The 16,693-nt window shown below is 53.1% G+C and carries 10 protein-coding genes and 2 pseudogenes; 7 read left to right on the forward strand and 5 right to left on the reverse strand.

Annotated elements, in window-relative coordinates; translation table 11 throughout:
* Nucleotides 1-328 precede the first annotated feature (328 nt).
* The 6 genes and pseudogenes from P8N76_11140 (at nucleotide 329) to P8N76_11165 (ending at nucleotide 7,237) form a co-directional block, all read left to right on the forward strand.
* Nucleotides 329-649: pseudogene (locus P8N76_11140) on the forward strand (copper-binding protein).
* 137 nt (nucleotides 650-786) lie between these two features.
* Nucleotides 787-918 (forward strand): annotated as a pseudogene (locus P8N76_11145) (tyrosine-type recombinase/integrase).
* Nucleotides 919-1,074: 156 nt separating this feature from the next.
* Entirely contained in the window at nucleotides 1,075-1,413 is a 339-nt protein-coding gene (locus P8N76_11150; protein ID MDG2382217.1) for a hypothetical protein, read from the forward strand.
* A 610-nt stretch (nucleotides 1,414-2,023) separates the two neighbouring features.
* Complete coding sequence (locus P8N76_11155; GenBank protein ID MDG2382218.1) at nucleotides 2,024-2,161, forward strand: hypothetical protein; 138 nt, start codon at nucleotides 2,024-2,026, stop codon at nucleotides 2,159-2,161.
* A 545-nt stretch (nucleotides 2,162-2,706) separates the two neighbouring features.
* A complete protein-coding gene (locus tag P8N76_11160) occupies nucleotides 2,707-5,856 on the forward strand; it encodes a PSD1 and planctomycete cytochrome C domain-containing protein (protein ID MDG2382219.1) in 3,150 nt (1,049 codons plus the stop codon).
* Entirely contained in the window at nucleotides 5,846-7,237 is a 1,392-nt protein-coding gene (locus P8N76_11165) for a DUF1501 domain-containing protein (protein MDG2382220.1), read from the forward strand. Before P8N76_11160 ends, P8N76_11165 begins: the two co-directional genes overlap by 11 nt.
* A gap of 74 nt (nucleotides 7,238-7,311) precedes the next feature.
* Here P8N76_11165 and P8N76_11170 read toward each other — a convergent pair whose 3' ends face one another.
* The gene (locus P8N76_11170; GenBank protein ID MDG2382221.1) at nucleotides 7,312-9,879 is read right to left on the reverse strand and encodes a discoidin domain-containing protein; all 2,568 of its coding nucleotides are present in this window, start codon (nucleotides 9,877-9,879) and stop codon (nucleotides 7,312-7,314) included.
* Nucleotides 9,880-10,330: 451 nt separating this feature from the next.
* On the opposite strand from P8N76_11170, the gene P8N76_11175 reads away from it, so the two are divergent.
* Complete coding sequence (locus tag P8N76_11175; GenBank protein MDG2382222.1) at nucleotides 10,331-10,792, forward strand: DinB family protein; 462 nt, start codon at nucleotides 10,331-10,333, stop codon at nucleotides 10,790-10,792.
* Nucleotides 10,793-10,830: 38 nt separating this feature from the next.
* On the opposite strand, the gene P8N76_11180 is transcribed toward P8N76_11175, so the two are convergent.
* From P8N76_11180 to P8N76_11195, 4 genes are all read right to left on the reverse strand, one after another.
* Nucleotides 10,831-11,097, reverse strand: coding sequence for a hypothetical protein (locus P8N76_11180; GenBank protein MDG2382223.1), 267 nt, complete (start codon nucleotides 11,095-11,097; stop codon nucleotides 10,831-10,833).
* A 26-nt stretch (nucleotides 11,098-11,123) separates the two neighbouring features.
* Entirely contained in the window at nucleotides 11,124-12,587 is a 1,464-nt protein-coding gene (locus tag P8N76_11185; protein ID MDG2382224.1) for a sulfatase, read from the reverse strand.
* Between the two features lie 11 nt (nucleotides 12,588-12,598).
* Nucleotides 12,599-14,203 (reverse strand): hypothetical protein, encoded by a 1,605-nt coding sequence (locus tag P8N76_11190; protein ID MDG2382225.1) that lies wholly within the window; start codon nucleotides 14,201-14,203, stop codon nucleotides 12,599-12,601.
* 196 nt (nucleotides 14,204-14,399) lie between these two features.
* Nucleotides 14,400-16,076 (reverse strand): sulfatase-like hydrolase/transferase, encoded by a 1,677-nt coding sequence (locus P8N76_11195; GenBank protein MDG2382226.1) that lies wholly within the window; start codon nucleotides 16,074-16,076, stop codon nucleotides 14,400-14,402.
* Between the last annotated feature and the right edge of the window lie 617 nt (nucleotides 16,077-16,693).

Raw genomic sequence — 16,693 nt, forward strand, 5'->3', positions numbered from 1 at the left:
CGTCGCTTTCCTCGTACGAAAGAGTTTTAAGACTTGCTCGACGCGCCCATTTAATCTCGCAATTCGCCGGAATCTCTCAAAGAACGGCGTCTGTATTACAACTGCGGTAAAACAGGCGAGCAGGGCACGATCCTGGAGGCCTCTCGCGACGCGGACGTTTTTTCTGAAAATCTGTCGTGCAAATGCCCGGGAATCCTCGCACTACCCTGTATGGCAGGATAGCGTTCGTCGAGCAAGTCTTATTGTGACGACGTGCCTTTTTATTGTGACGACGTGCCGCTCCTGCTGCCCAGCTTTTGAAACGGCCTCCAAACTCGATCAAAGCATGATGAAGCACTCTTTCTACCTACTGCTTGGCATTTCATTCCTCGTTGCCTCCGGCTGCGGAGAGACCGGCAACGATGCGTCTCCCGTTGAGAGCGATACGTCAGCGTCCAGCCCCTCCGAGTCCGCCGCCAAGACTTACGAAACTCGCGGTTTTATCCAGGAGCTCGTGCCGGACGCTCAGGGGGCCTTTATTCATCATGAGGAGATCCCCGACTTCATGGATGAGATGACGATGTATCTGAAGGTTGCTGAGCAAGACGAGTTTAAGGGCCTTCAAATCGGACACCAATATGAATTTGATTTAATGGTCGATCCCGAAACGGGGACGGTCGTCAAGAACTTCAAGCCAACCGGCAAGGTCTCCGAAATCGCCCAACAAGCGGAAACTCCCAGTGAACGGTGGTCACAGGCTCCAACTATCGAACTGGGTGACTCATCCCCTGATTTTGTTTGCACCAATACGACATCCGCACCGTGCAAGAACTCCTGGGGCACTAGGACGTTCGCACGACGATGATCTACACCCATGTTCTGAATCGAGGTGGACGTGGTGTCCGCAGTCCAGCCGAAGGATTGCCCGGCGAGCGCTAACAGAAAACGGCCTATCACGCGGCAACACTCATGAAAAACCCACAAGTCGCTGCTACAATGCAATTTGCAGCGGTTGTCGCGCTGCGCGTTAGGCCGCAAACTTGCAGTCGATAGGTTGATACACTGATCAGGCTAAGACATGGTTATGAGTAAAAAATGAGTATCGCATTTGGAGATAATGTAAGGATTCTTTCGTCGCCAGAGACAGACGCAGAGAACCTTTCAGGGAAAACCGGTCAGGTATATGGAGAGACAGCTCCTTCGCTTACATCCGTTAAGGTTATTGGCGAAGTTAAAAATGACTACGCCATTAACGTATCCATCGAAGAACTTGGAACAGAGTTTTGGTTTGCTCCGGAATTACTCGAACTCATAGACCACGCTGAAGGCGCAGAGATCGTCATTGGAAACTACAGAGCAATTCGTCGTGCTGATGGAACTTGGGAGGAATCAGGAACCAACACCCCCAAAAAATGGTGGCAGTTTTGGCGATAAAACCCATAACAAGTCGCTGAAGCGGACGCGGAAACCGCGCCGCTTAGCTCAAAGCTCAAACGTTAGCACCACGTCTGCTCCGCCCACACCGTGGGTACGCCTTTCTGCAATCGACGAAGGCTAATACCCGTGCTACTTCTCACGCCATTCTGGAGTTTTGAGCGCGAGTTCTCGCGGAATGGACCTGATCCTCCGCAATTCCATTGACACACAGGGCATGGCGTGAACGTTCGCGGTATCGCCGCCTGGCATCGCGTCAATTCAGGCGCGATCGCGCAAGTAGGAAAAACGGAAGACAACTCAAGCCAGGAGAGGGTTTCGGTTCACCACAAGCTGAACTGCCAAAGTGCCAACTCAGGACACTCCAAGTCCAATCCTCTTCATCGCAAGGGGCTTCGTCTTTAGGCTCCGGTTTAGGCTCCGTTTTAGGCTCCGTTTTAGGCTCCGGCTCTCGGAGTGCTTTCTTGTGCCACCTGATGCCCGTCCGAGCTGCAGGGAAGCCGCTCGCTCAGTACGGCGATTGGGTGCCCCCACTCTGATGACAGCTTCGGCACTTGTCGACTACTCGAAAGTGCTTTCCGGGCGGTGCAAATGACGGCGGGAATGAACTTTGATTTCTACCTGCGGGCACGAATGCCACCAGATTGTTGAAAAGGTCCAGGAAATCGGCTTGAAATACATGATGGCCGAAACGGTCGTCTACAGTCGCCAATTCCTGTTTATCAAGGAGATGCACAACGAAAGGTGAACTCGGAAAGATCCAGCACTTGGCGGCTTCCCATCCGCAGGACATGGATGGCTGGCCAAGTTATTGGGAAGAGATGATCTCGATGTACTATGCCACGTAAGTGGTAAGTCCGTGTCTCGGTCTGGTCAACCGACCGGCCGAGTACGTCAGTTGCTTGGGGTCAGGCGTGGTGCGCGATGACATCGCGGAAAAGTCGGGCAATCGCTTTGCTGTTCAGTCGTGCCACATCAAGGTGAAGGACAGCGATCTCACGGCCCCCGTGTGGCGATGTCTCTACGATGTCGCCCGGCAGTACCGTGAGAGCTTTGACGTGTATGGATCGAAAAAGAGCTTTGAATGGACACTGAATATCGTTTGAAAGTGACATTGCCCGAGAGGGCTTACGTCCCGGGCAGTTCCAAAGACTCTTCTTTGAGCATGTCGAGTACGAATATACGGATGAGATTGTAGACTGAAGTGGTCGAGCGGTTATGATTAAGAGCGGCGGTGATTAGGGAGTTTGTCGCCCTTCGCTCCGCGAAATTGGCGCTGTACGAAAAGAGACATTGAATTTGAATAGCAATAGAATAAAGCCCGATATGAATCATCAACGCTGGTTCAAGCCACTTCTGATTAAACTCCTTCTATGCTGCGCGGCACCACTCTCGCTGGCGGACGATGAGCCTGCTGCGCCGCTGCAGAATCCGACGATCACGGAGGTTCAACGGGAGTTTTTTGAAAAGAAGATCCGCCCTGTGCTGGCCGAGCAATGCCTCGACTGCCACAACTCGATCAACGAAAAAAACGGTGGCTTGGCCCTCGACTGGAGTCAGCCTTTAAGACTGGGAGGGGATTCGGGGAAGGTGATCCTACCCGGTGATCCCGATAAAAGTTTATTGATCCAGTCCATCCGTCATCAGGCGGGGGTGGAAAGTATGCCCGACGAAGCGCCCAAGTTGGTTGACAGCGTCATCGCTGATTTCACAGAGTGGGTACGCATGGGGGCTCCGGATCCACGTCACACACAGCCCACGGCCGCGAGTTTGAAAAAAGGGGTGCGCAGCTGGGACGATGTGCGGGACGACCGTAAAAAGTGGTGGTCGTTCCAAGCGATAACCAACCCTGAACCACCGAAGGTGAATAACGCCGATTGGCGCCACAACCCCATTGATGCTTTTGTGTATGACAGTCTGAAACAGCAGCAACTGATACCCAGTGACGTCGCTGATCCACATACTTTATTGCGCCGGGTGTCGCTGGTGCTGACGGGGTTGCCTCCGTCACCTGACGACGTGACAACATTTACGTCGAGCAAAGATCCGAACCGCTATGAAAAATACGTCGACACATTGTTGGCCAGCAAGGCTTATGCGGAACGTTGGGCCCAACATTGGATGGACTGGTACCGCTACAGCGAAAGTCATGGCAGTGAGGGCGATCCCCGTATCGCATTTGCCCCACAGTACCGTGATTATTTGATACGGGCCCTGCAACAGGATGTGCCGTACGACCAGCTTATGATCGAGCATCTGGCCGGCGATCTGTTGCCGAACCCCCGACTCAATAAAGAAACCCACGTCAACGAATCAGCCATTGGCCCCGCACATCTGCGTATGAACCCTTTTGGTTATGGGGTGGTGGACGCCTATCAGGAATTGGTGAATTTCACCGACAATCAGGTGGATGTGGTGAGCAAGGCCACCATGGCTCTCACGGTGTCATGCGCCCGGTGCCACGATCACAAATTTGACCCTGTCAGTCAAAAGGATTACACCCGCTTTTATGGGGTGATGATCAGCAACCGCCCCACCACCATTGTCGTGGATAGCCAGGAAAAACAACGCCGCCATCAAGACGCTATCAAACAACTGAAACCTCAAATCAAAAAAGCTTTTGCTACCTACTGGCTCTCTCAAATGGAGTCACTTGAAGACAGGCTGGAAAAGGTAGAGAGCACCAAGGAACAGCATGAGAGTGATGCACTCACCCCATGGCTTCGGATGAAAGAGGAGGGGCCTGAAGGATTTGAATTGTATTGGACGCGATTGCAGGGGCATGTGGGGCGGGTGAAGGCGCACAACAAAAAGGTTAAAGAAAAAGCTACCGCTTACTATGATTTGCGCGACTCGGAGGTGGCGGCCACGTTTTTCAAAACAGGCAATGGCTCGCATCTATCCCCACAGCCTGCGGGCTCTTTTGCCTTGAGGGGGCAAGGGGAGAATGTTTTCCAAGGTGTGTACCCTGCCGGGGTGTACAGCCATCTCATCAGCGACAAACATGCGGCAGTGATGGGTTCGCCCCGTATGACGGTGTCAGGCAACAATCTCTGGGTACGCGCCGCCGGTGATAAAGCCAAAAGGCGTTATGCGGTTAGGCACTACCCGTTTGGAGGCTTGCTGCACGATGATCATCGCCTCAGTCAATCGTTACCCGTGTGGCAAAACTCGCGGAAGCTGGCTATCTGGCAGGGTGAAAAAATTCATTATGAATTTCGCACCGCTCGCGACGTGATCAGCGGACCGGGGGACGAGCGTAGTTGGTGGGGGGTGAGCGAGATTTTGATGGGTCCTGAAGCTCCGCAGAGTATGGGAGCCCCTCTCAGTTTGTGGGTGGCCACGCCCCCTGTGGACAAAGCTTCTTTGTTGAAATCGTATCAAACAACCCTACAAAATATTTTGAACAAATGGATGGCCGGCACGGTCAACGATGACGAGGCGGAGTTTTTGGGGCAGTTGCTGCAACGCAACGTGTTGAACCACAACATCAAACAACTACCTGAAAACGTGGTGGCACTGGTACAGCAATATCGCAGGCTTGAAAATGATATCCCCGTGCCCACCCGCGCCCCTGGAGTGTATGAGTCTGACCCGCTGGATGCGCCCTTTCTGAATCGTGGTGACCATCAAAGTGAAGGGGAGGCGGTGCCCCGGCAATTTTTAGAAATGTTTGCGAACAAACGTTACAACAAAACAAACAGCGGGCGGCTGGAGTTGGCGCAGGATATTGTGGGTGACAATAATCCCCTGACCCGACGTGTGCTGGTGAACCGTTTGTGGAATTACGTATTTGGCGCCGGCCTGGTGACCACCACCGATAACTTCGGACGCATGGGGGGGCAACCCTCGCACCCCGAACTGCTGGATTTTCTGGCCAGTGATTTCAAGAAGAAGGGTTGGTCGTTAAAGAGGAGCCTCAAGTTGATGGTGACCAGCCGTACTTTTAAATTGAGTAGTCAGAGCACTGCAGCCGCCAAACAGGTTGATCCTGTCAACAGGTACTTGTCTTTTTACACACCGCGTCGCCTGGACGCGGAGGCTATTTATGACAGTTTGCATTTTGTGGCGGGGCAGAACAAGCGCGCGATTTATGAAAGCGTGATCCGTAACCGCTTGCACCCCTTCCTGACGGCATTCAATCGCCCGGTGCCTTTGACAACGGTGAGTCGGCGACCCAGCAACAACGTGCCGGCCCAGGCCTTGAGTTTGATGAATGGGTTGGCGGAGGATTTGTCTGGCGATCTATTGAGCCGTGTAAATATGAAACGGGATATGGACGTCGTGTTGCGTGAGTTGTTTGTGACGTTTTATGCCCGTGAGATCAGGGCAAGCGAACGTACGCTGTGCCAGAACTTCTTAGGTGACAACCCCAATGCCGAAGACTGGCGTCGCTTGATTGCCACGTTGTTAAATTCCAAGGAGCTGATCTATGTCCATTGATGCTTTTTGCCGTCGACGCTTCATGCAGCTGGGGTTTGGCAGCCTGGGCGGGCTGGCTCTGAGTCAATTGAGTGCGGCGGAGACGAAGCCCCGGCATCATCACGCGAAGGCGCGCTCGGTGATACTTTGTTATATGTCGGGTGGGGTGAGCCACGTCGACAGTTTTGACCCCAAGTCTCAGCTGAAAGAGCTGCATGGCAAAGACATGCCTGGGGAGATACTGCGCACCCAGTTCGACAACAACGGCAAGATCATGCAGTCGCCCTGGACGGCAAAACGACATGGCGAGTCTGGTTTGGAGATGACGAATCTCTTCCCACGCATCGCAGGCTGCGCCGATGACATTGCTCTGGTACGCAGCATGACGGCAAATTTTTCAGAACATGCCCAAGGGAATTTTTTCATGCATTCAGGCTTCCCCTTCCTGGGTTTGCCGTCGGCGGGGGCCTGGGTGAATTACGGTTTGGGCAGTGCGAATCAAAATCTCCCTGGTTATGTGGTGCTCAACAACAAAACTGGCATTCCCCACGGGGGCAAATCGATTTTCGGCAGTGGCTTTTTGCCTGCCACCAACGGTGCCTCGTTTTTTAATCTGGATCAGGAAGAAGTGGTGAGTCGTGTGAAGCCACGTCGGCCGTTGAAAGAGCAGCGTACGAGCCTGGAATTTTTGACGCAGCTGGATGGCGCCTTTGCCAAACGCTCGGCCGCAGAAGGGGAGGTGCAGTCGGCTGTGAAAAATTATGAAACCGCCTTTCGCATGCAATTGGCGGTACCTGAATTGATGGACCTCGACAAAGAACCGGCCTATCTCAAACGGGCTTATGGTTTCGAGAACAAAGATCCGCTGGTGGCCGGTTATGCGCATCAGTGCATGGTGGCCCGTCGCTTGGTGGAACAGGGTGTGCGCTTTGTCGAGTTGTCTTGCTCCAACTTCAAAGGAGACGGGCAACGGCCCAACCCCTGGGATCAACATGGCAACCTGCCCCATGGTCATAAGGAAATGGCCCGCCAGGTCGACCAGCCCATTGCGGCCCTCATCAATGATCTCAAACAGCGTGGCCTGCTGGAGAGCACCTTGATTATTTTTACCGGTGAGTTTGGCCGTACGCCGTTTTCACAGGGCAGTAATGGCCGCGATCACAACCCTTATGGTTTTAGTCTGTGGATGGCCGGCGGGGGAATCAAGGGAGGCAGCGTGCACGGGGCCACCGATGATCTGGGGTACCATGCCATTGAAGACAAGGCCACGGTGTTTGATCTGTGGGCCACGGTGTTGCACCAACTTGGCATGGATCATGAAAAGCTGACCTACCGTTACGGCGGGCGCGACATGCGACTGACCGACGTGCATGGAAACGTGATGACAAAAATCCTTCTCTGAATATCGAATATAGGCATCGTCGATAATCTGAAAACGTTGCCTTGCGGATCTCTTCGGTCGTGAAACCGTTTCGTTTACTCGCGCCAAACCTCAATCTCCGTCGCGCCGCTGCGAGCTTTGCCTTTGTGAGTAAACACGATGCGTAGTTTACTGGTCGTGACCTTGGGAAATGAGATTGTGTTTGCCCTGCGACCCGCGGGAAGCTTCGGATCGGCGACTTGTTGCTTCGCCTCAACCCAAGCAGTTCTATTCCAAGTCTCCACTCGCATCTGCGTCGGAGTTTGAACGCCGCCGCGGTCATCATAGATATGTATCACGGCCCGGCTTACTTCCTTTTTCTCTCCAAAGTCGATCGCCAACCAATCCGACTTATGGGGCGATCCGTAGCTCGTCCAGCGATTGACGGGATTGGATTTGTGGATGATTTTTCCGTCGATTGCCGAGCTGGGAACGCCGCCGTAAACGTCATGGTGCGAGCAAGTCGCTTTTGGAAATCCTTGGCCTGTGGAGTTAGCAGCAATGTTTCCCCGCGGCGGCGAAGGGGGCTGATAAGGGCGTTTGCCAGCTCCCCAGACTTCAAGCTCCGTCAGGCCACTTTGCGCGCCGTCCGCGTGATGCAGCACCACCCGTAGTTGTTGGATTTTCATTTCAGCGAAGGTAATCGTATTCACACGCCGACCAGCAGGGGTTTGAGGCGAACGAGTTTGCCCCGGCACGTCTGTCCAAGTTTTGCCGTTGTGATACTGCAGGTCAAACGACTTTGGCGGAACGATACCGTTGCCATCATCGAGCAAATTGACTTTAACGGTATCAATTGCTCGGGACATTCCCAGGTCGATCGACACCCAATCGGTCGAACTCTCAGAACCAAGTGCCGTCCAACGATTGACGGGCCGAATGTCGTACCGAGATTCACCATCACAAATCATGTTGAGCGAACTGCCTTTTCCAACGATAGAGGCAGTGAAGCGGGGGAAGTAGTCGCCATCGTTGTTGACTGCGTAGTTGAAACGAACCTCTTTGGGCATTGGCACTTCGAGTGCGGCCGGAAGAGTTACCGTTAGCTTGCTCAAAGTTGGCGACGCGGCGAGTTTCGTGCCGTTGACCAACAGATGCAATCCTGCACCACGTTCATACCGCTTTCCCGTCCGGTCCCAAAAGATCGACAAGCGATGACCGCGATAGGGTACGTTGTCTAGCGCGAAGTAGTCCCATGTTGCCGGTGCCAACGGATCGATCGTCAATTGATCGCCGTCGGACGGTTTCAGCCCAACCAACCCGGTGATAACCAGATCGTTGAAATTCGAATGAAAATAGTGTTCGCTGCGATTGTGCATGTCGTGCCCATCCCACGAACCTGTCTCCGGGTGCAGCGCTTCGGCAATATAGGGCTTACCGTCTTTACGCTGGGAGACGGCAAAAATGTGAAGCAGCTTGAGGTAGTCGTCCCGCGTGACGTTCTGCTGCTCATAGTTGTGTAAGACATTGGCCATGGCTTTGAGTGTCTGGGTTGTGGCAAATGGCCACGATTGCCCGCTCCACCAACAACATCCCCGTTGCAATAAGAACATCGGGTCGTTGCGTTCGGTCGTGGTCGGTCCAAAGGGAGCAAAGAAATAGTCGCGATCCATCAAGAACTTCCAAGCTTCTTCATAACCAGCGTCTGGCAAGTTGAACGCCCAAGGGACATAGCCATGAAGCTCTCGGCCATGAGCACTACCAGCATGTTTACCACTCTGATAGGTAAGCGTGTTCGCCTTAACGACGTTGCCCTCTTTGTCGTTCTCGTCGCGAGACGACATGGGAAAGAAGAACTGACGCTTGGGATCCCAGAGTTGCGTTTGAATACGCTTTTTGAGTCCGGCAGCCTGCTGGCGATACTGGGCTGCTTGTTCTTTATTGCCGGCAAGGTCAGCGATGCGAGCGATCGCATTGGCATCGGCCCACATGTAGGAGTTGAAGGTCGGGCGATAGGCGCGATCGCCGCGCAAGATGTCTCTTGTTTGTCGACTGTTGATATTGAACTCCATGCCATCGTCGTGACCCGTTTGCCAAAACATTTTCATCTCCGGCACCCAGTGTCGCCGCTTCCACTCGTCGTCGTTGTTGATCAAGTCGGGCAACAGATCGACAATAAAGTCTTTGTTAGGATGCACTTGATGCGTTGCCCAAGCAGAGTCTGCCATCCACGATGAGTATTTGCGAGGTTGCGCCCCGGGCGTTCGAAACCAGTAACGTAAGTAGTCGCGCGCGTAATGGGGATCGTTCAACCAGCGAATTTCATTGAACTGGTGACCCGCAGGACAAGCGATCGACCCGTAGGCACCTGACCAGAACGGACGATTGGCGAACTCCGTCAACGAATAACCACTATTCGGCGAGCCGTAACAGAGGTGTCGAGTGACCAATTCCCAACGGTAGTAGTAGGTCGTGTTGATCTCCGCATCGGGAGAGTCGAAGAAGGGTATGTTTGCCTTGTACCAATCGAAATCGCGATTGCTCCAGAACGTCTGGGCATCGAGAAGTTCCTGTTTGTCGAGAACCTGCGCCGAGCTGACCGTTGCGAAGGAAAGCAACAGAAACAGCGGAACAAGAGAACGAAGGGTCAAGAGCCTTCGATGCGACTTCGTTGTGTAAAACATCGTGTTTAACTCCAAACAGACTTATCGACCAGCCCTTTTGATCGACGTGTCGGTATCGGCGAGCTGTCGTTTCGCTCGCTCGATTTCAATCGTACGTATCATAGCGGACCAAATAGCCAACAAGTCGACAATGTCGTTAGACGCTCACCTCTGTGAAATCGCATAGCCTGCCTGCACAATATCTCATAGCATGACAGATCTCATAGCATGACAGATCGTTTCCGCTAGGCTTTTTGGTTGTGTTCGCCGTGGCGTCTTGAACAGCTGAAGGTAGTTTTGCAGCAAGTCGAGCGAAAGTCGATGACCCGCGGAATGATGTGAACACCCTCACGAACGATTCGCCTGAATAGCACCACGTAATTTACACCGCCGTAGTGAGATGTGAACCTGCTTGTCGCTCCGATATAAATACCGAGGATTCCAACATTATCTCCACTCCAAAGGGCACAAAATGACTGATGCCATCAGCGAAAAAATATTGGCCACAATCGATGAATGGCGACCGAAGCTCCTTGCCCTCAGCGTAGACACCGTTCGTTACAAGCCAAGACCCGACCGTTGGTCGATTGCCGAAGTCATCGGGCATCTCGTCGATTCAGCCTCCAACAACCATCAACGATTCGTGCGGGCTCAGGAATGTGATTCACTCAAGTTTCCGAAATACGACCAGAATGCTTGGGTGTCCGTTGGCAAGTACAATCAATCCGACTGGCCGTCACTTGTCAATTTGTGGCACTCGTACAAGCAACACCTTGCCCAACTCATACGTAACGTCCCGATCTCGCAACTCGATACTCCGTGTACGGTCGTGCCTTACGAAACGTGCACGCTGCAATTCCTGCTCGAGGACTACTTCGTGCACTTGCAGCATCATTTGGACATTTTAAGCGACAGGATTGTCGGTGAGCAGTAACGCGAAATTCAAACGCCGCCGGTTTTCGCCTTTGAGCCTCAACCTACCTCGTCCGATCTCTCAGCGAGCCGGGCTACCTTCAGAGTTCCGCCAAATAAAAACACACCGCTGCTGCCGCAGGCTTGGCTTTCACCGCCGGAATCGACGGTACGCCTCTGACGGCCGCTGCGGCGCCGAAGGGCGACAACGCGTTTTCTTTCTGGATTCGGTTCTTCCTTTTCGGATACACGTGCCTGAGCAAGGGCGCTCGAGTAGCCAAACCCTCCGGCTGCGAGTCCCAGACATGCGCCGGCCACGCCTTTCATGAGATTTTCTTGTTGGTCGATGCGACCTAACGAATGGATTTCGGCGGTACATAGGTAACGCCGGAGGGTTCATGATGAGTGGGGATCTCTTTACACATCTTCTTTTTGATCGCCGTGTATTCAGGATTGCCCGCCAGATTGCTCCATTCCCACTCGTCCTTCGTGTGGTCGTACAACTCTTCGGAACCATCTTCGTAAACGATATACCGATAGCGTTCTGATCGAACGCCATAGTTCTTGTAGCCAAACGTGGTGACCGTCGCGTGATTCCAGGGGGCCTCAGGATCTGTCATTAATACTGAGAGGTCGTTTCCTTCGAGTTGATTTTCAGGGGGTACACAGTCGGTTAAGGATGCGAGTGTCGGATAGATGTCCAGCAAGTTCACCGGCCGGGCACAGGTCGATCCAGGCCGAGTCACTCCCGGGACGACCCACAAGAGATTCACTCGAGTGGCTCGCTCCCAGAGGGAGTATTTTCCCCAGCGCCCCTTTTCGCCATGATGGAAGCCGTGGTCACTCCACAAAACAATGATGGTGTTATCGGCATACTTCGATTTTTCGAGTGCCTCAACAATCTGGCCGACGAGTTCATCAACCATCGCGGTGCACGCGAGATACGCCTGGATGGCGGGTTTCCATTGGCCAGTTTTCCGGATTCGATCCAGCCAAGGATTGTGTGCCATCTTGGCGTGGGCAGCGGGAACATCATCCAAATCGTTTTCAAGGTAACCTTCCGGCAGTTTGATGTCCTTCAGCGGGAATCGATCAAAGTATTTCTGAGGAGCATAGTTGGGCAGATGCGGTTGGAAGATACCGGCTCCGAGAAAGAAGGGCTCCTGCAACTCTCCGGTTAGCAATTGTTCTGCCGCCCAATTCGCAGTTTTGCCATCGGGATGGTCATCGACGGTTACATCAGGACGGCAGGGCCCCCAGTCGACCCTTCGCGCCCAGCCGCTCATCGGAAGCTTGGAGGAGAACTTGAGCCCCTCCCAGGAAGGAAGGTCTTGCGTTTTGCTTGGGTAATACTCATCAAAGCCTCGCCCCTTGACCTCGTTGTTAAAGTGGTAACCGTGAAAGAGTTTTCCAGCACCGCAAACGAAGTACTCGTTTCGCTGAAAGAACTCAGGCAGAAGAACCGAGTTATTCAAAATTGGGTTATGAATCAGCGAACTTTTGTTGATGTAATTACCTGACGTCGATGGCCTGATCCCGCTCATGATCGCCGACCTCGAAGGACCGCAAGCGGGGGCAGCGCAATGTGCGTTCGTGAAGACAATCCCTTTGGAAGCCAATTGATCCATGTGAGGGGTGTGGGCCTGGGGATTGCCCTGCAAGCTCCCAGTCCAGTCGTTGAGATCATCGATGGCAATAAACAGAACGTTGGGTTTACCGTCCTTGCGGCCAATGTCTTGAGCGTTGATGCTTTTTCCTGCCGTGAATAGTGTCAGCACGAGCAGAGCGAGAATCGATATTTGCCGCGTTGTTGTCATCTGTGTGCTCCCTAGCCAACGATTCTCTGGAATAAATTGTGAGTGATCTGCTGGACGCGTTCATCGGGTCCCTGTTGGGCGACTCCATGGCGTCGGGGGTTCATGTGCCCCGGCGGGCTGGATATTCCATTGGCCCACCAAATCGTGGCGGCATTGAAGACGACATTATTTTTAGGACCGTCATAGAGTGTGGCGGTGTAGTGCCCCACTTTTTTTCCGTTGGTCAAGGCGTCCCCTTCAGCAACAACGTTTATTCCTGGCAGATCCATCCTCGGGGCGCCGTGCCATTCCCAGCCAAGTAGTCCTTTGATGGAATCTCCCTTCTTCATTCCGGTTCCTGCGAACAGCCAGTGGTCCGGCATTGCACAGGTCCAATCACCTGCGCCGATGCCACGACCGCTCCCTTCCCGATCCAGTCTTCCGCCCATCAAGAGGGCACCATCCGGTCCCATGTTGGGTTCGAAGGTCTTGTCGTTGAGCGCCTTATTGAGCAGCCTTTGTTTGGCAGCTTCAGAGATATTCTCCGGCATCGGCATGAACCAGCCTTCACGTCGAATGTTGCGATTCGGCGCTCCATTGCTTGAAGGCAACATCGGTACAACACACAGGACGGAATTGCCGCCGAAGAACGCGAGGCTGACACCTGCGTCGCGTGCCTTGATGGCGTTGTCATACATTTCCAGGCTCCAGTATTCGTCGTGCCCAACTGAGATAAAGCCCTTGGCGCGGAGTAGACCTTTGGGGTCGGTGTGCGTGTCGACGTTGGAGATGTAGGAGACGTCGTATCCGTGCTTCTCCATCCAATACGCCAGAGGAAACTCCCACGGTAGATACTCGCCGCTGCCGCCTGACTTCTTCAGTCTGTTGACTGGATGCGTGAAGAGACCATAGGGACGATCAAAGCTTACCGTCCCACTAGGTACACCAATGCTCGTCCAGTCCTCGTGCTCAGTGTAGATCGAATAGTCCATTGGCCAGCGGTTGTAAGCCGACCAGGTGAGATCGCTGCATTGAAACAGAAAGTCGCACGGACGGTCGTCTCGCACGATGAAGATTACGTAGCTCTGGATGCCACTTCGAGCGGCGGTCATCTTGCCAAGATAGACGCCACTGGGCCAACTCTCAGGAATCTCCAACTCAAGTGTTGGTTCCCACTGGCATTCGCGAACGTAGTTCTCGCCGACTGAGGGATCCGGTTGCGTGTACGCCTTGAGTGATTCGAACGTCTTCATCAGCCGAGCGCCCGAGCCGTCGTAGTAGCCTGTTCGGAAAATCTCGAGCTTAAAGTTGGATTCGGGATTCGCGCTGACCATGATCTTTAAGGTCTCGCCAGCTCGCATGCTGTTCGCGCTGCAGTAGCCTTCGATCTCCAGGCAACGTCCATTCCTAAGGTGCTTGTTGATCTTTCCAGGCACGTTGCGCGTCTTGGTCAGCATCCAGTCACGCGTTCCCGCTGCAGCGTTCTCTCGCTTGATCGCATCTCGCCCTGCCGTATGATTTTCCGCAGAGTGCACCAAGCGATGGGCTCCTGTCGCAGCAATCAGACCTGTCGCCGCAGCCCCTTTGATCGCTTCACGGCGGCCAAATGTGCCTTTCAATTTTTTTTTATCGCTCATGTTCTTCCTCGAAATAGTGCTTGTCTTTGTGCGAATGCTGCTGCACATTCAACCATGTTTCGCTTGCGGTAAGTCTCGCGATCGAAGCTGGGAGTCTGGATGGGAGAATAGTCCGAAGTGCTAACGTGCGTATTAAGGTCATGAGCCCAGGGCCAACAGGCTCAGAAGAAAGAGAGGGGAAGGCGATTCCATCGGACTATTGATCCGAGTTTTTCTGACTCTTTGATTTGGCTTCTTTGCGAGCTTTTCTACGTGCTTCGCGTTTTGCTTTTCTTTTCACTTTGTCGTCCGGAATGGGTTCATCGGTAACTCCCAGATTTCTCTTCAAAGCTCTTGGCACCGTTACCGTTTTGCCCTTGATTTCAAGTTGTTTGACGATTTCAATCTGTTTGCCGATCTGGCCCGGTTCAGCGGCGTTCCCTCCGGGAATGAATTCTCCAAAAGGACGACCAATGACTTCGAGGTCCTGCTGCATGCGATAGCGCATCTCTTTAAGGCGCGTGGCTTGAGCTTTTTGATAAGCCAGGTTCTTCATTTCTTTCGGATCCCTCTTCAGGTGGTAGAGTTGATCTTCGTCAAAGAAACCGGGGCGATCTGCTCCTCGCACTCCGATGCCCAAACGTCCAATGTAGGACATGGCTCTCGGTAAGTTACGCGGCGCGGATTTCTTAATGGTAGCGATCTGATCTTCGGTGTAGCGAACGGCAATGTAGGACCAATCTTTCGTGACCGTTGCCCGGGCAGCTCCCATTTCGAGATAAAGATGATTCCGCCAATCTCTGGCTTTTCCGTTTTTGAGAAGAGGGGTCAAACTTTGTCCATCGATCCGGTAAGATTCCGGTTTTGCCGCTTTACCCAGTTCGAAGAAGGTGGGTACGAGGTCAATATTCTGCACGAGTTCTTCACAGACCTGCCCTGCAGGGATTCCTTTTGGCCAACGCATGATCATGGGAACTTGACAGCTACCGCGTGAAAAGACGGAAGCTTTGCCATCGCGACCGTGATCTGGCGCAAAAATCACCAGCGTATTGTCATCGATTCCGAGTTCCTTGAGCTTTCGGAAAATCGCCCCGAGTGAATCGTCGATCCAGGCTTCACCAGCCACATGGCTATCGGGGTCGAAACCTTTTTCAGTGATGGTTTTGAGAAGCTCGGCGCGCGGTGTCATGACCTCTGGAAGACTTTCAACTTCCCCCTCTCCGGTGATGAGCGGGTGATCCATGGATTTTCGCCAGGACCGATCCGGCCCGTGCAGTAGGGTGCTGCAAAGATGAAGGTAAAATGGGCCGTCCTTGTTCTCTTCAATGAATTCCAGAGCTGCCACCGTCGTCCACTCTGGGTTGTGCATGGAATAGGGCGAAGGCGTATTTTCCGGGTAGACGTTCTTCGCCCAGGAAAAGCCCAGCGTTTTGAGGTAACGACGCATCCAGCGTTCATTGTGTTTGAACTGAGCCGATGTCTCAGGCCCAGGACTCGCGTGTTTGGGAATGTTGATCCATCGGTCTTTGCCTTGATAAAACTCCGGAAGATCCAATTTGGAAGTGAGGTGGAATTTCCCAACAAATCCGGTGGTGTAACCGGCTTCACGGAGAATATTTCCGACGTTCATCCTGTCGCGCTCCAGAGCGACATTGAAATTGGGAAGCCCCTGATTCTCTTTGCCGCCAACCGCTTCGGTGTAAAGTTTGCTATGCGAGTTGCCAGCGAACCGACCCGTCAGAAAGCTGTATCGAGAAGGAGTACAAACCGAGCTGCTGACGTAAGCGCGAGTGAACTTCATTCCTTCCTCCACCATGCGATCGAGATTCGGAGTGTAGGTATCGCCCCCAAACGCGGCGATGCTCGATGCGTTCTGATCGTCGATCAGAAACATGATGATGTTCGGTCGCTCTGCGCGAGCGGCGGTTGCGACCACAGCCCAGCAGCAGAAGATCGAAAATGAGAGGAAGGTTTTCATTCTGTGACTTTTGGGCAATATCATGTGGGGTTGATCTGGCTCTCTAAAGGGCGAATTAGTCCGATGATTCAGGAGTTTGGCGAATTCGCTTTGCTTCGCGTGCTTTGATCCGTGCGGCTTTTTTTGCCCACGCTGCTTTCTTTTCTTCTTTCGACATCTTTCTGGCTGGCGAACAGGAATCAGAATACCAGCTTTTTACCTGCTTGCTTACTGGGTCCGCCATTTCGTCGAGCCATGCGTTGTATTTGTCCGTGAGTTTGCAAACCGCTTTCGGGTGTTGAGCAGCGAGGTCTCTGGTTTCGCTTAGATTTTTTTCGAGATCGAAGAGTTCAATGAGATTTTTTCTCTGCGACCATTTTCCAGTTCCCGGAACGAATGGCTCACTTTCCTTTGGCACCCGCAGAACTCCTCTGTAACACGTCGTGAAGTTTGTTGGTTTCGCCTTTGAAGGCGAGTAAAATGATGTTACCGTCCAGAGGTTTGTTTTTTGGCATGGCAAATCGGGCATCAAGATCTCGGATGCTTTGGGTAAG

It is taken from the genome of Pirellulaceae bacterium (genome assembly GCA_029243025.1).
GTDB lineage: Bacteria > Planctomycetota > Planctomycetia > Pirellulales > Pirellulaceae.